Source organism: Flavobacterium flavipigmentatum, from assembly GCF_020911905.1.
Lineage (GTDB): Bacteria > Bacteroidota > Bacteroidia > Flavobacteriales > Flavobacteriaceae > Flavobacterium > Flavobacterium flavipigmentatum.
On record NZ_CP087133.1, the window covers coordinates 4,163,180 to 4,186,947 of the forward strand.

26 protein-coding genes and 1 tRNA gene are annotated in these 23,768 nt (G+C 35.3%); 14 read left to right on the plus strand and 13 right to left on the minus strand.

Annotated features, from left to right (window positions below):
- Window positions 1-48: 48 nt before the first annotated feature.
- The 7 genes from LNP22_RS17490 to LNP22_RS17520 all read left to right on the plus strand — a co-directional run bounded on the left by LNP22_RS17490 (window position 49) and on the right by LNP22_RS17520 (window position 6,100).
- Window positions 49-1,761, plus strand: a complete 1,713-nt coding sequence (locus LNP22_RS17490; protein ID WP_229974600.1) for an ATP-binding protein — start codon at window positions 49-51, stop codon at window positions 1,759-1,761.
- Between the two features lie 7 nt (window positions 1,762-1,768).
- Window positions 1,769-2,437, plus strand: a complete 669-nt coding sequence (locus tag LNP22_RS17495; RefSeq protein WP_229974601.1) for a helix-turn-helix domain-containing protein — start codon at window positions 1,769-1,771, stop codon at window positions 2,435-2,437.
- A 105-nt stretch (window positions 2,438-2,542) separates the two neighbouring features.
- On the plus strand, window positions 2,543-3,598 hold the full coding sequence (locus LNP22_RS17500) for a type I restriction endonuclease (RefSeq protein WP_229974602.1): 1,056 nt from the start codon (window positions 2,543-2,545) through the stop codon (window positions 3,596-3,598).
- A gap of 75 nt (window positions 3,599-3,673) precedes the next feature.
- The gene (locus LNP22_RS17505) at window positions 3,674-4,084 is read left to right on the plus strand and encodes a hypothetical protein (protein ID WP_210666585.1); all 411 of its coding nucleotides are present in this window, start codon (window positions 3,674-3,676) and stop codon (window positions 4,082-4,084) included.
- Between the two features lie 28 nt (window positions 4,085-4,112).
- Window positions 4,113-4,322 carry a hypothetical protein gene (locus tag LNP22_RS17510; RefSeq protein ID WP_210666584.1) on the plus strand — a complete coding sequence of 70 codons (210 nt, stop codon included), beginning with the start codon at window positions 4,113-4,115 and terminating at the stop codon, window positions 4,320-4,322.
- A 163-nt stretch (window positions 4,323-4,485) separates the two neighbouring features.
- Window positions 4,486-5,589 carry a pectinesterase family protein gene (locus LNP22_RS17515; RefSeq protein ID WP_229974603.1) on the plus strand — a complete coding sequence of 368 codons (1,104 nt, stop codon included), beginning with the start codon at window positions 4,486-4,488 and terminating at the stop codon, window positions 5,587-5,589.
- 61 nt (window positions 5,590-5,650) lie between these two features.
- A complete protein-coding gene (locus tag LNP22_RS17520; protein ID WP_229974604.1) occupies window positions 5,651-6,100 on the plus strand; it encodes a hypothetical protein in 450 nt (149 codons plus the stop codon).
- Between the two features lie 43 nt (window positions 6,101-6,143).
- Here LNP22_RS17520 and LNP22_RS17525 read toward each other — a convergent pair whose 3' ends face one another.
- From LNP22_RS17525 to LNP22_RS17540, 4 genes are all read right to left on the minus strand, one after another.
- Window positions 6,144-6,548 (minus strand): GNAT family N-acetyltransferase, encoded by a 405-nt coding sequence (locus tag LNP22_RS17525; RefSeq protein WP_229974605.1) that lies wholly within the window; start codon window positions 6,546-6,548, stop codon window positions 6,144-6,146.
- A gap of 42 nt (window positions 6,549-6,590) precedes the next feature.
- The gene (locus tag LNP22_RS17530; RefSeq protein ID WP_229974606.1) at window positions 6,591-7,214 is read right to left on the minus strand and encodes a hypothetical protein; all 624 of its coding nucleotides are present in this window, start codon (window positions 7,212-7,214) and stop codon (window positions 6,591-6,593) included.
- Window positions 7,215-7,373: 159 nt separating this feature from the next.
- A complete protein-coding gene (locus LNP22_RS17535; RefSeq protein WP_229974607.1) occupies window positions 7,374-8,954 on the minus strand; it encodes an NADP-dependent glyceraldehyde-3-phosphate dehydrogenase in 1,581 nt (526 codons plus the stop codon).
- Between the two features lie 77 nt (window positions 8,955-9,031).
- Window positions 9,032-9,343 (minus strand): rhodanese-like domain-containing protein, encoded by a 312-nt coding sequence (locus LNP22_RS17540; RefSeq protein ID WP_210666578.1) that lies wholly within the window; start codon window positions 9,341-9,343, stop codon window positions 9,032-9,034.
- Between the two features lie 374 nt (window positions 9,344-9,717).
- Here LNP22_RS17540 and LNP22_RS17545 point away from each other — a divergent pair, with 374 nt between their 5' ends.
- Both LNP22_RS17545 and LNP22_RS17550 read left to right on the plus strand, forming a co-directional pair.
- Window positions 9,718-10,353 carry a Crp/Fnr family transcriptional regulator gene (locus LNP22_RS17545; protein ID WP_229974608.1) on the plus strand — a complete coding sequence of 212 codons (636 nt, stop codon included), beginning with the start codon at window positions 9,718-9,720 and terminating at the stop codon, window positions 10,351-10,353.
- Window positions 10,354-10,477: 124 nt separating this feature from the next.
- Window positions 10,478-11,263, plus strand: a complete 786-nt coding sequence (locus LNP22_RS17550) for a sulfite exporter TauE/SafE family protein (RefSeq protein ID WP_229974609.1) — start codon at window positions 10,478-10,480, stop codon at window positions 11,261-11,263.
- A gap of 241 nt (window positions 11,264-11,504) precedes the next feature.
- Here LNP22_RS17550 and LNP22_RS17555 read toward each other — a convergent pair whose 3' ends face one another.
- The 4 genes from LNP22_RS17555 to LNP22_RS17570 all read right to left on the minus strand — a co-directional run bounded on the left by LNP22_RS17555 (window position 11,505) and on the right by LNP22_RS17570 (window position 14,848).
- Entirely contained in the window at window positions 11,505-12,527 is a 1,023-nt protein-coding gene (locus tag LNP22_RS17555; RefSeq protein WP_229974610.1) for a M28 family peptidase, read from the minus strand.
- A gap of 6 nt (window positions 12,528-12,533) precedes the next feature.
- Window positions 12,534-13,505 (minus strand): DUF3667 domain-containing protein, encoded by a 972-nt coding sequence (locus tag LNP22_RS17560; RefSeq protein ID WP_229974611.1) that lies wholly within the window; start codon window positions 13,503-13,505, stop codon window positions 12,534-12,536.
- A gap of 30 nt (window positions 13,506-13,535) precedes the next feature.
- Window positions 13,536-14,309, minus strand: a complete 774-nt coding sequence (locus tag LNP22_RS17565; protein ID WP_229974612.1) for a dienelactone hydrolase family protein — start codon at window positions 14,307-14,309, stop codon at window positions 13,536-13,538.
- A gap of 86 nt (window positions 14,310-14,395) precedes the next feature.
- A complete protein-coding gene (locus LNP22_RS17570; RefSeq protein ID WP_210666572.1) occupies window positions 14,396-14,848 on the minus strand; it encodes an Lrp/AsnC family transcriptional regulator in 453 nt (150 codons plus the stop codon).
- Window positions 14,849-15,049: 201 nt separating this feature from the next.
- On the opposite strand from LNP22_RS17570, the gene rocD reads away from it, so the two are divergent.
- From rocD to LNP22_RS17585, 3 genes are all read left to right on the plus strand, one after another.
- Window positions 15,050-16,300: an ornithine--oxo-acid transaminase gene (rocD, locus tag LNP22_RS17575; RefSeq protein WP_229974613.1), complete on the plus strand. Its 1,251-nt coding sequence runs from the start codon at window positions 15,050-15,052 to the stop codon at window positions 16,298-16,300.
- 257 nt (window positions 16,301-16,557) lie between these two features.
- Window positions 16,558-17,322 (plus strand): META domain-containing protein, encoded by a 765-nt coding sequence (locus LNP22_RS17580; protein ID WP_229974614.1) that lies wholly within the window; start codon window positions 16,558-16,560, stop codon window positions 17,320-17,322.
- A gap of 125 nt (window positions 17,323-17,447) precedes the next feature.
- Window positions 17,448-17,891, plus strand: a complete 444-nt coding sequence (locus LNP22_RS17585) for an META domain-containing protein (RefSeq protein ID WP_229974615.1) — start codon at window positions 17,448-17,450, stop codon at window positions 17,889-17,891.
- A gap of 75 nt (window positions 17,892-17,966) precedes the next feature.
- On the opposite strand, the gene LNP22_RS17590 is transcribed toward LNP22_RS17585, so the two are convergent.
- The 3 genes from LNP22_RS17590 to LNP22_RS17600 all read right to left on the minus strand — a co-directional run bounded on the left by LNP22_RS17590 (window position 17,967) and on the right by LNP22_RS17600 (window position 20,265).
- Window positions 17,967-19,241, minus strand: a complete 1,275-nt coding sequence (locus LNP22_RS17590; RefSeq protein WP_229974616.1) for a DUF2130 domain-containing protein — start codon at window positions 19,239-19,241, stop codon at window positions 17,967-17,969.
- Between the two features lie 140 nt (window positions 19,242-19,381).
- Window positions 19,382-19,660, minus strand: a complete 279-nt coding sequence (locus LNP22_RS17595) for a putative quinol monooxygenase (protein WP_229974617.1) — start codon at window positions 19,658-19,660, stop codon at window positions 19,382-19,384.
- A 2-nt stretch (window positions 19,661-19,662) separates the two neighbouring features.
- Window positions 19,663-20,265, minus strand: coding sequence for an NAD(P)H-dependent oxidoreductase (locus LNP22_RS17600; protein ID WP_229974618.1), 603 nt, complete (start codon window positions 20,263-20,265; stop codon window positions 19,663-19,665).
- Between the two features lie 230 nt (window positions 20,266-20,495).
- Here LNP22_RS17600 and LNP22_RS17605 point away from each other — a divergent pair, with 230 nt between their 5' ends.
- The gene (locus tag LNP22_RS17605; protein WP_229974619.1) at window positions 20,496-21,341 is read left to right on the plus strand and encodes an AraC family transcriptional regulator; all 846 of its coding nucleotides are present in this window, start codon (window positions 20,496-20,498) and stop codon (window positions 21,339-21,341) included.
- Window positions 21,342-21,416: 75 nt separating this feature from the next.
- Here LNP22_RS17605 and LNP22_RS17610 read toward each other — a convergent pair whose 3' ends face one another.
- Window positions 21,417-22,178 (minus strand): C40 family peptidase, encoded by a 762-nt coding sequence (locus LNP22_RS17610; protein WP_229974620.1) that lies wholly within the window; start codon window positions 22,176-22,178, stop codon window positions 21,417-21,419.
- Window positions 22,179-22,250: 72 nt separating this feature from the next.
- Window positions 22,251-23,429: an acetyl-CoA C-acyltransferase gene (locus LNP22_RS17615; RefSeq protein ID WP_229974621.1), complete on the minus strand. Its 1,179-nt coding sequence runs from the start codon at window positions 23,427-23,429 to the stop codon at window positions 22,251-22,253.
- A 241-nt stretch (window positions 23,430-23,670) separates the two neighbouring features.
- On the opposite strand from LNP22_RS17615, the gene LNP22_RS17620 reads away from it, so the two are divergent.
- Window positions 23,671-23,754, plus strand: a tRNA-Ser gene (locus LNP22_RS17620).
- The last annotated feature ends 14 nt before the right edge of the window (window positions 23,755-23,768 follow it).

A 23,768-nucleotide genomic window follows, 5' to 3' on the forward strand; every position in this document is an offset into this window, starting at 1 on the left:
AAAGTAATCATATATAATTAATTGCTACATTCGGGGAAAGTAACTCTTATGCTACGATCCCCGTTTTTTAGTATTCTTGTCCTCCTACTTTTCTTTACTTCCTGCAAAGACAATAAGGAGGAGAAGAATATTATTAAAAGTCCCATTCAAAAAGAAGCTCATATTTTACTTGAAAAAGGATTATTCAACCTTAAGAATAAAAACTTCAATACTGCTTTCTATAATTTTAATAAATCAAAAATAAAATTTGAATCTTTTCACGACAGCATAAATATTGCATATAATTTGATCCAAATGGCTTCGATTCAGCAAATTAATGGCGATTATTACGGCAGTAAAGAAACCTTAACAGAAGCTTTACCATACATTAAAAAAGACGATATTTATCTCCTTTCAATATATAATTTCTTTGGCATTGCAGATAAAGAATTGTCACTTTACGATGATGCTATTATTTCATACAAAACTGCTTTAAAAAGTGTAACGGATTCAATATCAAAAAAATCTCCCCTAAACAATATTGCGGTTGTTTATATCAAGCAAAAAAAATACGACAAGGCTATTCAAATTTTGGAATCAATTTTAAATAGTAAAATAAGTAATAAGTTACCTCAGACAACAAAAGCACGTGTTACAGACAATTTAGGTTACGCTTACTTTAAAAAAGGAAATTTTGATAAAGGTATTTCTTTGATGAATGAAGGATTTGCGATGCGAAATGAAATTGATGATGCATACGGTGCGATCGAAAGCAACCTGCATCTCGCAGAATATTACGCCGAAACCAATCAGAAGAAATCTATTGACTATGCAAAAACAGCTTATCAAACGTCTACAAAATTTAACAGTATTGACGAACGTTTGAAAGCATTATCCTTTTTAATTTCAACTGATTTTAGTTCGAAAAATACACAGTATGCCCAAAAATACATTTTCCTGAACGATAGTATTATTAAGATTCGAAACAATTTTAAAAACAAATTTGCCAAAATAAAATACGATTCTAAAAAAGAAAAAGACGAAAATCAGAAACTTCGTTTAGAGAGAGCCGAAAATTTGCTGACGCTTCAAAAAGTAAAGTACCAGCGTATTGTTTGGTTGATTGTAGCAGTTTTTCTTTTGATTCTGATTCTGGTTTTGATTCGCTATTTCCGCAACAGAAATCGAATCGGAAAACTAAAAGCTTCGTACGATACCGAGACCCGAATTGCTAAAAAAATTCACGATGAGTTGGCCAATGATGTATTTCATGTGATCACTTTTGCCGAGACCCAATCTTTGACAAGCGAGAATAAAAAAGAAAAATTATTGGAGCAACTGGATCAGATTTACGTTCGTGTAAGAGGAATTTCGAGAGAGAATAACGATGTTGATACGGGTATCGGATATTCTAAAAACATCAAAGAAATGCTCTCTACTTTTAACTCTGAGAGTAGAAATATTATCATCAACAATTTTGAAAAAGTAAATTGGGAAGGTCTGGATGATATAAAAAAAATCACTATTTACCGCACTTTACAAGAGTTAATGGTCAATATGAAAAAGCACAGCGAGGCGTCTATAGTGATTGTAAAGTTTGAAAACTTGCAAAATTCGCTGCTTATTGACTATGCCGACAACGGAAAAGGATGTGCAAAAGAGGAAATAATCAAAAATGGTTTGCAAAATATGGAAAACCGTATTCTGGCCATCAAAGGAACTATTACTTTTGACTCAGAAACGCATAAAGGTTTTAAAGTAAAAATAGCCTTGACTAAATAAGAGCCACATGTTTAAAAAAGTATTAGTAGCCGAAGATTTTGACAGTATTAATCTAGGAATCGAACAAGCCTTAAAAGATCTGAATATTGTAAATTTTCAACATTCGAAATATTGTGATGATGCATTTTTGAAGATGAGAAAAGCCATCTTGGATAACGAACCATACGATTTACTAATTAGTGATTTGTCTTTTAAAACAGACCATCGAGAAGTAAAAATTGCCAGCGGAGACGAGCTCATCGAGCAAGTTCGCGCGCTGCAGCCTAACATTAAAATTATTGCATATTCTGTAGAAGACAAAGGCTATCGTATCAAGTCACTTTTTGAAAACTCAGGGATAAATGGTTTCGTCCTTAAAGGCAGAAACAGTATCGAGGAACTAAAAAAAGCGATCAACTTATTGGCGGCTTCAGAACAAAGGTATGTTTCATCTGAAATAGCGGCTGTCATTCAAGAAAAAAACAACTACGAAATAGACGATTTTGATGTCCTGATTCTCAAGCAACTTTCGTTGGGTGTACCTCAGGACGATATCGGCGCAACATTTAAAGAGTTAGGCATAAAACCCAACAGCAAAAGCACTATCGAAAAAAGAATTGCCAAACTTAGAGACTTTTTTAAGGCAAACAACACAGTACATCTCGTGGCTATTGCAAAAGATATGGGAATTATTTAGCATTTTTTTATCTCATTACGGTTTTCCATAAAATACTGTTTTTTAATGGTTTTACATTTGAATAATTAAAAAATCAAATACTAAACCATACTAAAAATGAACCTTATGGAAATTAATATTCAACTTAAAGCATTAGCTGATAAAATAAACCAACTAAAAAGCAAAATCGAGACCGAAGAGTCTACCAAACATGCTTTTGTGTTGCCTTTTATACATGTTTTGGGATATGATGCTTTTAACCCTCTGGAAGTAGTGCCCGAATTTACAGCCGATTTAGGTTTAAAAAAAGGCGAGAAAGTAGATTATGCCATCTTTCAAAACGGAGAACCCATTATCATAGTTGAATGCAAAAGCTGGAAAGAAAATTTGACAGTTCATAATTCGCAACTTTTTCGCTATTTTCATGTAACCAAAACTCGTTTTGCACTTTTGACCAATGGCATCCAATATCAGTTTTTTACTGATCTGGATGATAAAAACAAAATGGATCAGAAGCCATTCTTAGAGTTTGACATTACCAATCTTAAAGAAAATACCATTAGTGAAATTACAAAATTTCATAAAACAAATTTTAATGTTGATAACATTGTAAGCAACGCAAGCGCTTTAAAATATATCAAAGAAATTAAAAAGCAAATCACTATCGAATTAGAAAATCCTTCAAACGATTTTACAAAACTTTTCGCCAATAAAGTGTATGCTGGGAGACTTACAGAAAAAGTAGTAGACGAGTTTAAAGATTTGGTACAAAAATCCTTAAACCAATTTATCAGCGAAAAAATAAATGACCGTCTCAATGCTGCACTTACCAAAGAAACTATCAAACAGCAAGGAGAACAGGTTGAATCTATTGAAGAAGAAAGTAAAATAGTTACCAGCGAAGAAGAACTTGAAGGCTATCGCATTATCGTTGCCATACTAAGACGAAAAATTCCTACCAGCCGAGTTGTTTATCGTGATACCCAATCTTATTTTGGTATTTTATTAGATGATAATAATAGAAAACCTCTTTGCCGATTGCACCTTAACGGCAGTAAAAAATACATCAGCCTCTTTAACGAAAATAAAACCGAAGCCAAAATCTCTATTGCTTCAATTGATGATATTTATCAATTTGAAAAGGAATTACTGGACACTGTCACTCTTTATGAAGCCGAATAAAATTCATAAAAAAACATATTAATCCCGTATAAATACGCTATTTCATTAGAGTTGTTCTTTTTACATTTATAAAATATGCTTTTCAATTATAAAATACCGCTCGTATTGCTGTCTTTAGGATTAATTTCCTGCAAAAAGCAATTGCCTCCTCAAAAAATAAATACTTTTTACAAAGAGGTAATCACGCCCGCTGACCGCCAGACCATTACCGTAGAAGAGGCCAAAACCTACCATACCAATACAACGCATCAGTACGAGTACAGGACAGGAAAACCAGGACATTATGAGTACAATTATGATGTAAAAGGAATAAATACCGAAGGAGATTCTGTTTTTGGAAACATTAATATTGAAGGAAAATATGGTGCCGGAATCCTGACAAACGATTCGATTCCGGTTATTGAAATAAAGGCTGAATGGGTTCATTATGGAAAACTAAAAGCAGTCGATCAACACGGAAACTACTATCAGCTCGTAGTCAGATAACAGTAGTACTCCCCAAATCTATACGTACATGAAAACCATTTATATCCTACTGTTTCTTTTTCTGAGTCCTTTGAATATTATCGAAACTCAGGTCTATATTTGTGGCCAGACGGGAGCCAAAAAATACCATTATAACGAAAGCTGTCGTGGCTTATCTTCCTGCAAACACGGTACTTTTAAAACATCTCTTTCGCAGGCCAAAAACTACGGGCTTACGCTTTGCGGCTGGGAAGATTAGGCAATCAAAGCATAAAGATGTTGCCTATGAAGTAATCTTCTGGATGTGCTATGCGTGTAATTATTTTTTATTTATGAAGAATAGGTTGTAGGAGCCTTTTCTGGCGATTTATTATTTTAGAAACTCAAATTTTAATTACATTGCAAATCCAAAAACACTACAAATGAAAACTACTCTTGCCTCTTGTTTTATATTCTTATTTGTCTTTACAAATGCAGTAATTGCTCAAAAAAACAATGCTATTTACGACATCGTAGTGGCAACAGATGGCAGCGGAAATTATACTAAAATACAAGAAGCTTTTGATGCTGTGCCCGAAAATAACTCTAAACAAATTGTGATTTTTATAAAACCGGGGATTTACAAAGAAAAACTAATATTGGCTGCTGCCAAGAAAAATGTAAAGCTTGTAGGCGAATCGTACCAAAACACAATTCTGACGTATGATGATTATGCCGAAATTGCGGGCGGCACCAAAAAGTCTTTCAGCGTCTGCATTGAGGCAGATGATTTTACGGCAGAGAACATTACTTTTGAAAATACCATCGACAGCCAATTGCCACAATACCAAAAAGGAGGGCAAGCTGTCGCGCTGATGGTTACGGGAGACAGAGGTGTTTTTCACCTCTGTAAAATAACTGGTTTTCAGGATACTTTTTATCTAAAAGACAACAAAAGAACCTACATTAAAGATTGCATTATTGACGGAACCACAGACTTTATTTTTGGTGCCGGAATAGCCTTGTTTGAAAACTGCTTTATCAGCAGCAGAAAAGATTCTTACATCACCGCTAGCAATCAGGAGATTGGCAAAAGCAAATATGGTTTTGTGTTTAAAGATTGTGTTTTTATGACCTATCCCAAAGAGACTGTCACCAACGTAAGTTTTGGCAGACCCTGGGGTGCTGGTGCCAATGTGGTGCTAATTCATTCGTATGAAGGCCCACAGATAGCAGCAGATGGTTGGTCGGTATGGTCAAAAGACCCCAGCCATAAAGCGTTTGACAACTGGAAAACTACTTTTTATGCCGAATACGATTGTTTTGGTCCTGGCTATCTACCAAAAAAACGATTGTCATGGACGCATCAATTAACTAAAGAAGAAGCATCTATGTATACCAAAGCAAAGATATTTGCGGCTAATACTACCACCGCGGTTCCTCTTGAAGGAGATTGGAATCCCGTAATCGAAAAGGACAACTGCCGCTCTATTCTACCTTCTAAAAAAGCTAAAAACGCTGTTGCGAATTATCAAAAAGCATTCTAACAGGGATAAAATAGCGTTGTTGGGGTTAAAAGCTCCTCCGATAGGGTTCTAAGCTGCAACGTTGGGGTTAGGAAGCCCATCGTTTGGGTCTGGAACCCCAACTTTGGGGTTAAGAACCGCATCAACGGGGTTAGAAACCCCATCGTTTAGGTCTGGAACCTCAAATTTGGGGTTAAGAACCGCATCAATGGGGTTAGGAACCCCATCGTTTAGGTCTGGAACCTCAAATTTGGGGTTAAGAACCGCATCAACGGGGTTAGAAACCCCATCGTTTAGGTCTGGAACCTCAAATTTGGGGTTAAGAACCGCATCAACGGGGTTAGAAACCCCATCGTTTGGGTCTGGAACCTCAAATTTGGGGTTAAGAACCGCATCAATGGGGTTAGGAACCCCATCAAAGGGGTTAGGAACCCCATCGTTTAGGTCTGGAGCCTCAAATTTGGGGTTAAGAACCGCATCAATGGTGTTAAAAAACCCAAAATTGAGCTATAAAAAAACCGAAATCAATTAAAGTTGATTGCGGTTTTTAGTTCTTTTTTATTCTAAAGAGACTGCTAAAAAACAATTTCCATTATTGTAAATTCCTGCCCAGCCTTAGTAAACCTTTGCTGCGTATCTTTCAATCCAAATTTTGTATAAAATGTCTTTTTATTGGTTCTCGCATTGCACCAAACTTTTTTCAGTCCTTTGTCTTTTGCAAGTTGCAAAATATATTTCAAAAGTCTCGAAGCCATTCCTTGTCCCTGATAACTTTCTAATGTTGCGAGTTTTCTAAATTGCATTTCATCGGCAATGATAAAGCAGGAAACTACCGTTACTACTTCTTCGTTAATAAATGCTCCAAAATGCAATCCTTCATTATCTTCTTCGAGTTGAACAAATTCAAAGGGCTGGTTGGACCACATCACTTCATGCCTGATTTTCCAGGTATCAGAAGCTTTGATTTCTTTGATTATCATAAGAAAAATTTAAAAATCATATCCCTAAAAAACAGTAAAAACCTAAGGATATAGTACTTTTTCGCAATATATTTCGGGATTATCGACAATAATTTTTTTGGTTCCTTCTTGTGTTTCCTCACCTACACATAGCATTTGCAATGTTTTTGCAGTATCATCCACACTATACGTCCAAATTGTTTTATCAGATAAAATAATTCCAGAAAACACACCATTCAGATCCTCTTTATCATAAAACACAAAGTTCTCAGATTTTACGAGTTTTCTTTCTTTTGTTTTTATATTTTGTTCATAAAACAAAATCTGCTTGTCATTTATAACGATTAATTCGTCCTTTTCAGTGCTGGAGATTTTGCTTTTTTCCTTAGTTGTCCAGCTTGGTTCGTTCCCTGTTTTTCTCCAAGTTCCCTGTAAATGGTTTACTAATTCTTTCCTTAAAATTGTTTTCAGTGTATCGACTTTTTGTCGTGATTCAAGACCTATTGGGCTTTCCGGATCAATTTTAGAGGCAACAAAGAAAAGATCAATTGCTTTTGTGTACTCTAATTTTTTGTAATGCGAAACAGCTAAATCATATCTGTTTTTTTGAAATTTTTTTTTAACATCGCTCTGAGCGTAATTTTGTAAGGCAAATAAAAAGGTAATAATAACAAGATAATTTTTCATAAAATAAAGCTATATTTTTGGCAAAAATAGATAAATTATTTCTAAATCCTAGCTAAATATAAGTGCTTTTATTTGTAGTATTTTTCTTTTTTTTATTTAAAAAAAACCGTCTTAATCGAAAGAAAAAGACGGTTTTTTAGACAGTAATATGTACTAAAATTAAAGAATATAATCGGTATTAATAAAGTTTGATTCTTTACTATTTAATAATTCCTGCAAAATTTCGTTGTTGTAATCAATATCTTTTGAAGCTACAAAAGTACGAATCGAGAACGAACGCAATGCATCTGGAATACTCAAAGTACCTACAGCAGAATCTTTTCGGCCTGTAAAAGGAAACGCATCAGGGCCTCTTTGGCAGGAGCTGTTTAAGTTTACACGACAAACCAAATTGACCAAAGCATCAATAAGCGGTGCAAGAGTTTTGATGTTTTTTCCGAACAAACTCACCTGCTGACCATAATTGGACTCCGCCATATCGTGCAAAGGTTCTTTAATATCCTTAAATGAAATCACTGGAATAACGGGGCCAAATTGCTCTTCGTGGTACACACGCATTTCTTTATTAACAGGAAATAAAACCGCTGGAAAAATATAATTCTCACTATGTTTCCCTCCTTTTTCGTTCAATATTTTGGCTCCTTTAGCCGTTGCATCATCAACCAATCCCTGAAGATATGCCGGCTTATCTGTTTCAGGAAGCGGTGTCAGTGAAACACCTTTCCCCCATGGATTTCCAAAAACTAACGCATCCACTTTTTCAGAAAAACGTTTATTAAATTCTTCTGCAATCGACTCATGTACATACAAAACTTTCAATGCAGTACAACGTTGCCCGTTAAACGACAAAGTTCCAGCAATACATTCCTGAATGGCCAAATCTAAGTCGGCATCCGGCAAAATAATGGCGGGATTTTTTGCTTCAAGACCTAAAATCAAACGCAATCTATTTTTATTAGGATGCTGATCCTGCAAAGCGATAGCCGATTTACTGTTTCCGATAAGACCTAAGACATCAACTTTTCCCGACTTCATAATAGGAGAAGCTACTTCTCGGCCTCTGCCATAAATGATGTTTATTACGCCTTTAGGAAAACTGCTTCTAAAAGCCTCTAAGAGTGGCGAGATACACAAAACACCATTTTTAGCAGGTTTAAGAATCACGGTATTCCCCATGATCAGAGCCGGAATCAATAATGCAAAAGTTTCGTTGAGAGGATAATTGTATGGCCCCAGGCACAAAACAACGCCCAAAGGACCACGACGAATCATGGCATTTACGCCTTGTACTTTAGAAAAATGTGAGCTGCGGCCGTTTAACTCTTTATAACTGTCAATGGTATCGTAGATGTATTCTACCGTTCTATCAAATTCTTTTTGCGAATCTCCCAATGTTTTGCCTATTTCCCACATCAAATATTTCACTACTTCGTCTCGGGTGGTCTTCATTTGCTTAACGAAACTTTCCATACATTTTATACGGTCAATTACCTTCATCGTAGGCCATAAACCCTGTCCCATATCATAAGCATCATAAGCAGATTGCACCACTTCGTGAGCTTCTTTTTCTCCCATAAAAGGAATTGAACCCAATAGCGTAGGAGCATATTTTTCTGTAGACGATATCGTAGAAAACACAGGAGTGGTCTGACCTGTCCATTTTTTTAACTCGCCGTTTACAAGATAAGTATCTTGATTGATAAGGGTTTTAATCTGAAATTCTTCGGGTATCAAATTCATAATCTCGTAATTTATAGTTTGGTTATTAATAGCTTTTCAAATAAAAGAGAGGCTTTTTCAGGGCCTCTCTCTAACTTTTATGACTGTACAGTTTCGCCTTCCCAATCCAGGATTCCGCCAAGTAAATTATAGGCATTTTCAATCCCTAATTCGTTCATTATTTGGCAGGCTTTGGCGCTTCTTGCACCAGAACGACAGTACACATAATAGTTTTTGTTTTTGTCTAATTCTTCGATTTCATAAATAAAACCTTGTCCTTTATGAATATCTATGTTAACGGCATTTTCGATATAGCCGTCGTTAAATTCGTCTTCAGTTCGTACATCCAGTATAACTGCGTTTTTGTCAGCAGCCAGCTGAGCAATCCACTCTTCTTGTGATAAATTCATAATATTGTGTTTTTGTAAAATTACGATGTTTCTACTAATTAAAAACGTGCCCAATACGATTTCGATTATTATTCTCAGAAAACGTTTTAGAGAAAGTAGTTTAATCAGTGAAATACAAATTTACTCACTATTTTTAAAAATATACTCTATAAAATCGATAGAAAATAAGATTTTTTCATTTGCATAAAATACCTTCAAAATATGATTTTCTAACAACTTATACTATTACATTCTGTTATCTTTGTATAAAATCATCCGTTTAAATCTTTTTTTAATAAAATACAAGCCTTTCAAATTAATGGTTTTCGCATCAAGCAGCATTCAAAACAGCAAAAAATTCGAAGCTGCACAATGTAACCTAATCCTTCTCATTCATGCAAAATTCTATACAAAAACTGTTTCCCAACTTCTCAAGCGAACTCATTTCGGATATCGAAAAAAATGCCAGCGAGCAAGATTTTAAAGCGGGAACAATTTTAATGCGCACCGGACAATACATCAAAAACACCATTTTGGTCACCAAAGGAAAAATCAAAATTTACCGCGAAGGCGAAGATGGTGGTGAGTTCCTGATGTATTATTTGCAACCCGGACAAGCCTGTGCTATTTCGATGATCTGCGCAACCAAAAGCGAAAAAAGCCAGATCATGGCCAAAGTCGTTGAAGATGTTTCGGTGATGATGATACCGTTAAACCTGATGGACAAATGGATGATGGAACACAAATCATGGTATGAGTTTGTGATCGAAACCTACAAAAACCGTTTCGAAGAAATCCTCGAAGTAGTAGACAGCATCGCTTTTCGATCTATGGACGAACGTTTAGAATTTTATTTAAAACGCCACTCAGACGCCTGTGGCTGTGCCGAAGTAAAACTCTCTCATCAGGAAATTGCAACAGAACTAAACACCTCACGAGAAGTAATTTCGAGATTACTCAAAAAAATGGAACAACGCGGTCTGGTAAAATTAAACCGAAACCAAATCGAGCTTTTAAAAATAAATAGTTGAGACCATTAGCCATAAAATACATTCGTGAATACATCAAAAAAATAATTTAAAATTTCTTCTCGTATGTGACAAATGTTACTGCGCATTTGCGTTTAACGACCCAACTTTGCCAAAAAATAATACAATGGAATATTTAGGATATTTTGCTTCTATCATCATCGGAGTTTCACTTGGTTTAATTGGCGGAGGCGGCTCGATACTCACCATCCCTATTTTGGTTTATTTATTTAAAGTAAATCCAGAACAAGCTACATCGTATTCGCTATTTATAGTAGGATTGACAGCCATTTTTGGGAGTTATAGTCACTACAAAATGGGCAACCTGCAACCTAAATCGGCTTTGTATTTTGCGATTCCATCGGTAATTTCAATACTCATTATCAGAGAAGTAATTTTTCCTCAAATTGCCTCAACACTATTTTCTATCGCTTCTTATTCTGTTTCCAAGGATTTCCTCATTATGATCATCTTTTCTGTATTGATGATTACTGCATCGATCTCTATGATCCGAAAAAAAGAGCCCAAAATAGTAACAACTGAAACCAATTATTTGCAATTAAGCATCATCGGTTTTGTAGTCGGAATCATCACGGGATTTTTAGGCGCTGGTGGCGGATTCTTGATCATTCCCGCCTTGCTCTTTTTTGCCAATTTACCCATGAAACAAGCCGTTGGAACATCACTGCTCATTATCGCCATCAATTCTTCCATCGGCTTTGGAGGCGATCTATACATCGGCACACCAATCGATTACCCGTTTCTACTAAGCGTTGCTGCAATGGCACTCACTGGAATGTTTATTGGCAGCCAACTCTCCAAAAAAATTGATGGTGCCAGACTAAAACCTATTTTTGGCTGGTTCGTCCTCGTCATGGGATTTTATATCATCACCAAAGAAGTGCTGTTTTAATCTAATTAGTTTCAAACAATTTGGCACATTTTCTTTTAAAAGACAGCATCTATTTTGGGCGTTCCCTTCGGTCGGGCTATCCGCTAAATCTTTTTGTTTTTAAAGAAAAAACAAAAAGGATATCGCTACTATCCCTAACGCGCACTCAGACAATAGAGCATCTCAACTATATTTTAGGGAAACAAAAAAGGATGAATTTTTACAACTCATCCTTTTTCTAAAATATACTTTCTAAATCCGTTTATTTAATCGGTTTATCTACTACTGGCCTGCTCTCTCTGTTGGCCAATTCCCACGCTATTACAAAGGCCAATTTGGCTCTTTTGGTCAAAGCATCATACTCAATTTTTTCTGGCTCATCTCCTTTTTGGTGGTAATCTTCGTGAACTCCATTAAATAAAAAAACAGCAGGAATACCGTGTTTTGCAAAGTTGTAATGGTCTGAACGCTCGTAAAAATGATTTGGATCTGCGGGATCGTTAAATTTAAAATCCAAATCTAATTTAACATATCTTTCATTCTGAGCTACCGTAATATTATGCAAATCCGATGATAATCTGTCGGCACCAATTACATACACATAATTATTAGTATTAGCATGTTCTACATCACGGCGACCAATCATATCAATGTTAATATCTGCAATAGCGTTCGCAATCGGAAATAATGGGTTTTCAGAATAATAGCGTGAACCGTGTAGGCCGTGCTCTTCGCCCGTAACGTGCAAGAATAAGATAGAGCGTTTAGGTCCGTGTCCGTCTTTTTTAGCTTTTGCAAATGCTTTTGCAATTTCTAACAACGCCACTGTTCCGGAACCATCATCATCAGCACCATTGTAAATTTCTCCCTTTTTGATTCCTACGTGATCATAGTGCGCAGAAATTACCAAAACTTCATTTGGCTTTTCACTTCCTTCAATATAGGCCCAAATATTCTCAGAATCAGGAAGGTTTTCGTTGCGTCTTGCATTCAAAAAAGCGGCAGGAACAGCTTGGTAATAATCTTTGGCACCCTTAGGAAAAGGAATTCCGTTATTCTTGTATTGCTCAATCATATAAAGACCTGCTTTCTTTTGTCCTTTCGAGCCAGTTTCACGGCCTTCCATTTCATCAGAAGCAACAATGTACAGCATCTTTTTTAAATTTTCTTCAGAAATAATATTCATGTACTTCGCTGGTTCTGAATTGTCTTGAGGAGCGGCTAACTGTACGTTTTTACAAGAAAACGCAGATGCAATTAGTAATAAAACTAAAATTTTTTTCATTTTAAATTAATGTAAGTTGACGAATATATAAAAGGTGTATAAAACGAGTAAAAATAGAGTAAAAAAGAAGTTTATAAAAAATAATAGAACGGTTTTTATAAAAGAAATCCATCGCGTTTCTCCATAAAAACGATGATGTGCAGGAAAAAAATAATAGATCATCCAGACGTAGCCAATAAAATTGGTAATGTCTGCCACAAAAGCTATCGGACTATTTTCTCCAAACATGCCAATCACTTTCTGAGTGATAAACATGATGAGAAATAGCAATAGCAAAAACGAAAAGTAGTGCAGGGTAAATATGCCGTGATCAAAATAATACCATTTCTTTTTATTGTGAAATAACCATAGAAAGAAAGCAAAAAACGGCATCACTATAAACAATATTTTCGGAATATTATGAAAGAAAGATTCGATAAATTTTTCGATAATTTCCTTTTTTGAATAATGTTCGGTAACCACCAAAACTTTCTTCATCGCCCAATATTCAAACTCAGAAAATTTTTCTTTATCTGTTCCGTATTTTTGAATAGAATCGAGTTTCCTAACCGAATTTAACTCGAATTCAAATGACTCATCCAACTTTTTATTGCTCGCTTTAGCGGTTTTCTCTGTTTCTAAAGAAATGACCTCCCGGCTCTTATTTAATTGTTCACTTACGTTATTAGGAAACAAAGCAATTAAAAGAAACGTAATAAAACTGATAAAAATATAAAGGCGCACTGGCGCCAGGTACGAAAGTCTTTTTCCAGAGAGGTATTCTTTAGTTAGTGTAGATGGCTTAAAAAGTAAATTCCGAATAGTTTTCCAGAAAGCATTTTCGTAATGTGTCAAATCTTCAAAAAAATGAATAAACAAATGGTGAAATGTTTTTCGAGATTCTGTATTTTCCTGCCCACAATTGGGGCAAAAGTGTTGCTCGACAACGTGCCTGCAGTTCAGGCACGTTTTATCTTTTCTTATTGTACTTTTTGACATTATTGTGGTGGTTGATCAGTTGGTTGAGCGTTATTTTTTAAGCACTTCATTCAAAAATAATTGCAAATGCTCAAAAGCTCTTTTGGCGGCCTTTTCGTTGTAGGCAGCCCCTTTAGAATTGTCATTTCCCGCTTCAGGATTGGTAAAAGAATGTACAGAATTGGCATAATAAATCATTTGCCAGTCTGCTTTGCTATCTCTCATTTCTTGCTGAAAAGCAGTAATTTCTGCTGTAGGAACAAAAGGATCATCTGCACCGTGACATACTAACACTTTTGTTGTAATAGGCTCAGCGGTGCGAGCTGCATCTTTTCCTAATCCTCCATGAAAAGAAGCTACACCTTTTACATTTAGGTGACCGCGAGCGGCTTCAAGAACTCCAGTTCCTCCAAAACAATAACCAATTGCAACAATATTATCGGCATTGGCACCCGATTTTACCAATTCCTGCAAAGCCAAATCAATACGTTTTTGATAAGCCGCAACGTTTTGCTTGTAAAAACCGGCTAGCTTTCCAGCTTCGGCAGTGTTTTTTGGATAATTTCCCTCGCCGTAGATATCGGCAATAAAAACATGATAGCCGAGTTTAGATAAATTTTCTGCAATTCCTTTAGAAGCATTGTCAATTCCTAGCCATGCCGGAAGCAATAAAATTCCGGGATTTTGACTGCTTTTTTTGGCAGATTTTATCGATAAGCCATTTAGCACTTGACCTTCATCTGCATATTTCACAGGCTTTAATTGAGCAGTTATTGTACTCGAAACGAATATAGTAGTTAAAATTAAAAGAGCATAATTTTTCATAAAGATAGATTTTAAACAAATATCTGAAATAATATTGTACTAAAAAACCTCTGAAGATATTTATTCTAAAGCTTTTACTATATAATTTACAAAATAATATTTCTTTTAAAGGCACATCCCAATTCAATCATCGAATCTGTTTTGGCAATACCCGGAATATTATCAATTTGCTCATACAAAATCTTCCGCATGTGCTCATGATTTTTTGCTGTAATTTTCAAATATAAAGTAAAAGATCCTGTTACAAAATAACATTCTGTAACTTCCGGAATACCTTTTAGTGTTTCAATGATTCTCTCGGAATCCGAATCTTTATTGAGCGTAATACCCGTAAAAGAAGCCCAATCATACCCCATTTGTTTCTCGTTTAACACAGGTTTAATTCCCGAGATAATACCCTGTTCCATCAGACGATTGATGCGCTGATGCACCATTGTATTCGAAATTTTCAAATTAGTGGCAATGGTAGAATAGGCAACCCGACCGTCTTTTTCTAATTCTTTTATTATTCTAATGTCAAATTCATCTAAAATTTCCATGAAATTGTTGTTTTTCGTTTAAAGCAATAAAGATAAAAATAAGTATGATTTAATTCTTTCGAACAATATCAAATATGACTTATTATACTACAATTAAAAGTAAAATTAGTTTTTAAATATGGTTTTTAAGTTAAAATTATTCTTTTTTAATCAATAAATAAATAATTTTTATATTTTTGTACTACTAAAAAATAAATGATCATGGGACATATTCAGGAAGTACTTTCATCAAAATCTGAGGTTTTAATTGAAAAAGAAAATAAATACGGAGCTCACAATTATCACCCGTTACCTGTAGTTTTAGAAAAAGGCGAAGGAGTTTATGTTTGGGATGTTGACGGCAAAAAATACTATGATTTCCTGTCTGCCTATTCTGCTGTAAATCAAGGGCATTGCCATCCAAAAATAGTAGGAGCCATGATTGATCAGGCACAAAAACTTAGTTTGACTTCGCGTGCTTTTTACAATGATAAATTAGGAAATTACGAAGAATATGTAACCAAATATTTTGGCTTTGATAAGGTGCTGCCAATGAATACGGGTGCAGAAGCAGTTGAAACAGCGCTTAAATTATGCAGAAAATGGGCCTACGAAGTAAAAGGAATTCCGGAAAATCAGGCGCAAATAATTGTTTGTGAAAATAATTTTCATGGAAGAACAACCACGATAATTTCGTTCTCGAATGACGAAACAGCTCGTAAAAGTTTTGGCCCTTTTACAGAAGGATTTATAAAAATTGAATATGACAACCTCGAAGCCTTAGAAAAAACATTAGCCTCTTCAAAAAATATTGCGGGATTTCTGGTAGAACCAATACAAGGTGAAGCAGGCGTTTACGTGCCATCTGAAGGATATTTAGCAAAAGCCAAAGCACTTTGCGAAAAACATAATGTTTTATTTATTGCCGATGAAGTTCAGACTGGCATTGCCCGTACCGGAAAATTATTGGCCGTACACCACGAAAATGTACAGCCTGATATTCTTATCTTAGGTAAAGCAATCTCTGGAGGTGTTTATCCTGTTTCGGCTGTGTTGGCAAATGACGAAATTATGAATGTCATAAAACCTGGTCAGCATGGTTCTACTTTTGGTGGGAATCCAGTTGCTGCGGCTGTTGCTATTGCAGCGCTTGAAGTAGTAAAAGACGAAAAACTAGCAGAAAACGCAGAACATTTAGGAATTATTTTAAGAAAAGGATTAAATGAAATTGCCGAACGCAACGACCTAATTACTTTGGTGAGAGGAAAAGGATTACTGAATGCAATTGTCATTAATTGTACTGAAGTTTCTGATTTGGCATGGGAAATTTGCTTAAAATTCAGAGACAACGGTTTACTGGCAAAACCGACTCATGGCAACAAAATCAGATTGGCACCTCCATTAGTAATGACTGAAGTACAAATTCATGAATGCCTTGATATTATTGAAAAATCTCTAAACTATTTTAGATAAATAATTATATTCTGACTTACTTTATTCTCAAAAAGACGATTATGTTTCATGATCGTCTTTTTTTGTTTAAAACTAATAAAAATGCATTATTAGCTGATGTTACTTCCCATCAATTGATCTTCGATTAATAGTAACTACAATAAAACGTTGCACAGCACTTTATTCTGCATAACTTTGATTGAAGAGCTTTTGCCAACTTTTTTAAAAAATTAGCTATCTAATATTTACTTTCTTTTTACCTTTTAAAATTATTTTCTATGAAAAAAATATTTATACTTTTTATCGCAAGCATACTATTAATAAGCTGTAAATCTGTCGTTCCAGTAAAGTTAGAAGAAACAAAAACTGAGTATGACGACTATAATTACCTTTTTATTGCCAGAGGAAATGAGCCTTTTTGGGAGGTAAAAATAGGTACCGAACAAACCGTTTTTAAATCATTGCTTCCAGGTGCCGAGAAAATTGTTTTTTCGTCTGTCGAGACCATTACCACAGCCAACGCTAATGTTAAGATTTATAAATTGAGTAATTCGAATTACAACTTTCAGATTACCATTTTAAAAAAAGAGTGCACTACTACTATGTCTGGCATCATGTCTCCTTACAGCGTACAAATTTTAATAAAAAAAACAGCAACTAATCAAGTAGAAAATATAGAAGGCTGCGGACATTATGTGACAGATTATCGCTTGCATGATATATGGGTTTTAGAAGAATTAAACGGTAAAAAAGTAGCAATTTCTGATGTTTCTAAAGAGTTGCCAAGAATCGAAATAAATGCGGCTAAAAATGAGTTTATGGGTTTTGGAGGCTGTAATTCTATCAATGGACGTTTGTTTTATGAGAAAGATTCGCTTCGTTTCACCAATGTAACTTCGACCATGATGGCTTGCGTTCCCTCAAATTATGAGGAGGAATTCCTAAAAACCCTCCAAACCACGACCCAATATTTTATTGGAAATAATCAATTGTCTCTTTCTGATGCTTCCGGTTTACGTTTGATTTTTAGAAAAGTAGACTAGATTAAAGCCTTAAAAATGTAAGATAAAAATTATATTATAATTATTTTAACATACAAATTTTCTTATAAATATAAAAATAATCGTAATTTTGAAAAATTAAACTTACAAATTATATTATTTTTTACATGAAAAGGATTTTAATGTTATTAATTACAGCTTCATTGGCTTATAGCTGTAACGCTACCAAAGAGGCCAAACCAACCACGAATTCACTCTCAAAAGCAATTGAAAACAAATTGCAGGAAGTTTGGGTTCTGGATGAGATGAACGGTAAAAAGGTTACCGAATCTGATTTTGAACAGCAACTTCCTAAAGTTGAAATCAATACTTCAGCAGAATCTTTTACCGGAAATTCGGGGTGTAACGCTATTAAAGGTTTTTTATTTTCGAAAGAAAAAGGAGAACTTCAATTTTTAAATGTGAGCTCAGAAACAAAAAAATGCCCAGCGGCTAAAAAAGAAGATGAGTTTTTAAGATTATTAAAAACAACAACAAATTACACTAGAAAAAGTGAAAAATTATCACTTTTCAATCAATTTGGACCAACACTGGTCTTTAAAAAATTGTAATTAAAAAAAGTAGTTTTTTTAATGCCTCTCGTCTCAACGAGAGGCATTTTTTTATCATTATATCGTTAGATACAGTTATTCTAATTCTTCAGTAGGCTCTTCGTCTTCAATAAAATCCAGCTCCAATGCTCTAACCGTCTGAACAGCATTTCCTGCAATACCACGAATAGAGCCATACATCCCTAAAGTATTATTGACTACTTTTTCTATTTGTTTCTCACGCTGTTTCCAGATACGCTGCATGGCTCTTTTTTCAGCATCCAAATCACTTTGCATCTGGGTAAAACCTTCTACGATTCCTTCTATTTGCAAACGAAATTCGTTGCTAGTAAGAAAATCATACAACATTGCCATTTTATCGCCTTTGTTTTCTTGTGCCTGAACGGCTTGACTCACTTGTATGAGCGATTGTCGCAAAACGGCACTTAGACCTTTAAATTCCTCATAAGTACAAATCCAGATGCCATCACGCATTCCTAATCGCTCCATTCCGGCGGGCATAACTTCGGTTACTAAAACGCCAATATTGGCTTTTTTTGTTCGTATATCATTCTTAAATTTCTCAATCCAAGCAGGTTGAAAAGCTTTGGTACGTTTACTTTCGTAATAAATAGAACCACAATTTTGTAATTCTCTCGTGTTTACAATTTGCAAACAATCTGCTCCGTTGGCGCCTTTTTTCACTTCGTCGATACTGTCAAGTGGGAAATTATTGGCTAGCCATTCCTCAATTGCAAGTTCCATCACCTCGCCCTGTAGCTGCATAGAACCTTGCTCCTGCTTGCGTTTCATTTCTTCGGTAAGCTTTTTTTGTTCCTCGAGCTGCTTTTGAAGTTCTTTAAATTTCAACTCGTTTTTATCGTCTTCCTGCTTTCTAATTTTATCACGCTCGAGAATTAAAGTAGCGTTGAGCTGCTTTTCGGCTTCGGCCTGAATAGCGTCTTTCATCTCGAGTTTTTCACGTTGCAACTTGGCAATTTCGCCTTCCATTTTATTGAGTTCACGAATTTTTTCAGATTTTTCTGTGAGCTCCTTCTCCATCGATGTCAAACGATCTTTGTTTTCCTCTTCGAGTTTGTTTTTTAGTTTTTCGGTAATTTCTTTTTCGGCTAGTTTTTTTTCACGCTCCAAACGTTCTGCAAAAAGTTCGTTTTCTTGCTTTTTTTTGGCTTCAAATTCAGATTTTGCTTTTTCTAATTGCTCATTTTTTAGTTCGAGTTCTCTCGACTGAACATTTGCTTTTTGTTGAAATTCTTTGCGAATACTATCTTCCAACTGATGTTTCAGTATATCATTTACGTCGATAGTGGTTCCGCAGTTTGGGCACTGAATTGAAGATTGCTCCGTCATTTTATTGAGTTTATTAAGTCGAATTATAATTTGCTAAGATATTTAAAATTGAGGGCTTTTACCACACTACGTAAACCAATTTTGCACATGCAGACAAACTTTAATTCGTGAACTTTATCGAATACAGAAACAATTATTATTTACAAAACTGCTGCCGTTTTGTAAACCTGAATAGGAGCATCAATCAGATCTTCGCTTTTTGCAATAAAGTCCTGCAGATAAATTTGACTATTATGAAAATCAAGTCCATCTTGGTCTTTCCACTCTTCCCAGATGATAAAAATATTTTTTGTTGCGTGTAAATCGTATCGCACACAAGCCGCTTCTTTTCTGGTTTCGGTAACCAAATGATGCAGCATATTTTGGACTTGTTCTCTGTTTTCTGTTTTACTTTTTATGATGGCTGTAATTGAAATCATGATTATAGCTTTTTAAAAATTTGTTGCAGGTGATCGGTGTAATTTTTCTTAAATATATTAATATTTTCGGAAGTAGCTCCTTTTTCGACGTCGTGAAAATGAAAGCTTTCTAGTTTTTCCATTCCCACAAATTTATTCATTTTATGAAAACCAAACATTGCTCCATCGTCTACGGATGTTTCTTCAAAAAATTCTCCAGGAAGTGTAAAAGCAGTTGCAGGCGCATTCCAGCTTGTGGTTAGCAAGTATTTTCGGCCGTGCAAAAGTCCTCCAGTACCGTAATTGATGTCTGGATTTGTTCTGGTTCGACCGTCGCTTTTGTAGATTCCTTTGTTGTGTCCTGCTGTAAAAACGTCGTCAATATATTTTTTGAAAAGATTGGGCAATTGAAACCACCAAATAGGTGTGTGATAAATGACTACATCTGCCCAAACAAATTTTTCGACTTCCTTGTCAAGGTCAATTTGTTCTTTTATGCTGGTTGTTTTTATTTCGTAATTTTTACTTTTTAAGTATTCGATTGTCCAATCAGTGACTGTTTGGTTGAATTTTCCTCCTGAATGTGCGAAGTTTTGTCCTCCGTTGATGATAAAAATTTTCTTCATATTGTAAATGTTCTTTAAAGTCGAGAGTAGTGTGAGGGGTAGCAGCGGTATCCTTTTGCTTTTTTCTTTAAAAAGCAAAAGATTTAGCGAATGACCCGACCCCGCTTTTTCTGCGGGGACACACCCAAAAACTTCTTATTGTTTTTCTGTTTATAATTATTTGACAAAATTATACCTTTTTTAAGACTTTATATTGGTAGATATTTTCGTTTATTAGGTATATTTGCAAAATGATAAAAGAAAATTTATACGAACCTTTTACGGTTTCTTTTGAAACTCTGACTGAATATCCAGAGGTGGGAGATCGTCATAATTTTTTTGAATTGGTTTATATTTTGGAGGGAACTGGGTCGCAATGTATCAATAAAAACATTTTTGAATATGATGCGGGACATCTGTTTTTATTAACGCCTGAGGATTGCCATAATTTTACGATTGAGACCGAAACAAAATTTTTCTTTTTGAGGTTTAATGATATTTATTTGAAGAATTCAAGCCTGCAAAACGAAAATATTCAGCGATTGGAATATATTTTGCAAAATGCGAATCATCAGCCGGGGTGTATTTTAAAGAATGATGCCGATAAATGTTTGGTAAAAGTGATGGTTGAAGCTGTTATTCGGGAGCATCTGGATAAGGATGTCTATAACCAAGAACTGATTCAGCAGCTCGTAAATACTTTGATTATTATTGTGGCGCGTAATATTGCAAAATATTTACCCGAGCAGGTAAATATGAGTTGTGAAGCAAAAGCAATGGATATTTTGCAATATATTCAGACGAATATTTATTATCCAGAAAAAATAAAAGCAGATGTAATAAGTGATTATTTTGGTATCTCGAATACGTATTTGGGGCGTTATTTTAAGAAACATGCCAGCGAAACCATGCAGCAATATATTAGCAATTATAAAACGAAATTGATTGAACATCGTTTGCAATTCAGTGAAAAACGAATCAATGAAATTGCTTATGAATTTGGTTTTACGGACGAAAGCCACTTTAATAAATTCTTTAAGAAGCAACGAGGAAATAGTCCTTCAGAATTTAGAAAAACGATTCGTATAAGTGCTTAAATACTAATTTTTGCGACAGATTTAATAGAATAAAAAGATTTTTTTTTACCAAGGCAATTGGTGAATTTTTTTTTTTTAAATAATCTTTTTGATTACTCTTAATTTGTGTGTGTGTTTATTGAGTTCAGGATTGTAAATTCCGAGGTGATCCAAACGGTCAATTCGTACTTTTCCACTTGCGTGAATGATGTAATTGTTTTCCATGATGATCCCGACGTGAATGATGTTTCCTTCTTCATTATCAAAAAAAGCCAAATCACCTGGTTCACTTTCTTCAATAAAACTTAGCGGTTCTCCCTCTAGGGCTTGCTGCGAAGCATCGCGGGTGAGTTTGTAACCGTTTAATTTGTATACCATTTGTGTAAAACCAGAACAATCGATTCCGAAAGGAGTTTTTCCGCCCCAAAGATAAGGCGCGTTCAAATACATATAGGCAGTCGTTATTAAAGCAGTTTTGGGTTTTATACCACTAGTTTTGGTTCCTTCAAACTCAAAATTAGAGGTATTAATTTCGTTATTATTCAAAAATGACAAGGAAGCTCCAAGCGGAATAGGCAATAATAAATTATCCGGAGAAGTAATATAATCAATCAAATCCGCATTTAGAATAATGGCTTCGTTGCTCAATTGATTGAAATTTGTTTCAGAAATTACCTGATATTGTTTAGAATCCATCCATCCTTCGTAGCCATCAAACTGAATCCTGATTCTAGCCCATTGGTTTTGGCGTTCTAAAATTTCGATGTGTTCACCAAACAAAAGCTGCGTAACAATTTCACTTCTGTCACTTGGTTCCAATCGAACAGGTACTATGGCTAGATTACAAATTCCGAACATTTCAGATAATTTATGTATTTAAAATTAGGAGTTATTTTTTTTAGAATAACTCCTAATAATGCTATTTATTTTTTAAACTCGTTCTATCACAATTGCCGAAGCTCCACCTCCACCATTACAAATAGCGGCAGCACCCGTTTTGGCATTATTTTGTTCTAAAACATTGAGCAAAGTTACAACGATTCTGGCACCAGAGCAACCAAGAGGATGTCCTAACGAAACAGCTCCACCATTTACGTTTACTTTATCGTTATCCAAACCAAGGATTTTAGAATTGGCCAATCCAACGACAGCAAAAGCTTCGTTAAACTCAAAGTAATCAACATCTCCAATCGCTATTCCGGCTTTATCTAATGCTTTTGGCAATGCTTTTGCCGGGCTTGTAGTAAACCATTTTGGCTCCTGTGCAGCATCCGCATAGCCTTTTATGTAGGCCAAAGGTTTTAATCCTAATGCGATTGCTTTTTCTTCAGACATCAAAATCACAGCAGCTGCTCCATCGTTTATTGTTGATGCATTTGCGGCAGTAACCGTTCCGTCTTTGGTAAAAACAGCGCTTAAAGAAGGTATTTTATCTAATTTTACATTAGTATATTCTTCATCTTTCGAAAAAATCACGGGCTCTCCACGTCTTTGCGGTACTTCAACAGGAACTATTTCATTGTCAAATCTTCCTGATTCCCATGATTTTGCACTTCTTTCGTAAGATTGTATCGCAAAATTATCCTGCTCTTCACGGCTAATCTGGTATTCAGAAGCACACAAATCAGCGCAAACTCCCATTGCACTGTTGTCATAAGCGTCTGTCAAACCATCTTTTTGCATGCCGTCTAACATTGTGGCGGGACCAAATTTAGTTCCGTTTCTCATTTGCACATAATGCGGAATGAGACTCATGTTTTCCATCCCTCCTGCTACAACTATTTCGGCATCACCACAAGCAATGGCTTGCGCACCAAACATGATTGCTTTCATCCCAGAAGCACAGACTTTGTTTATAGTGGTACAGGCAACCTTTTCAGATAGGCCTGCAAACAGTGCAGCTTGACGAGCTGGTGCCTGACCCACTCCAGCTTGTACTACGTTGCCCATAAAAACTTCATCAACTAATTCTGGGTGAAGGTTAATTTTTTGTAGTGCGCCTTTTATTGCGGCTGCGCCTAATTTTGGTGCGGGAACGGTAGATAAACCTCCCATGAAACTTCCGATAGGTGTTCTAACGGCAGAAACGATAACAACTCTTTTGTTCATTTTCTGTAGACTATTAGTTAGTGATAGCAAATTTAACCTTTATTTGTAGATATTCAAATTTTGAGCGAATACGATTGAATTTTAAATTGAGGTTGCCTTTTTGTTAATTCTATTCGTTTGATTGTTAAGCGATTTAAAAAAAAGATTGAAAAAAGATAAAAAAAAGACTCAAAATAGTTGCGAGTAATACAATGTTGTGTTACATTTGCAACCGCAAAATAGGACATGTTTCCTTGAGCTTGGAGAGGTGCCAGAGCGGTAATGGAGCAGATTGCTAATCTGTCGACGAGCAATCGTCGCCAGGGTTCGAGTCCCTGTCTCTCCGCATAATAATTTGCT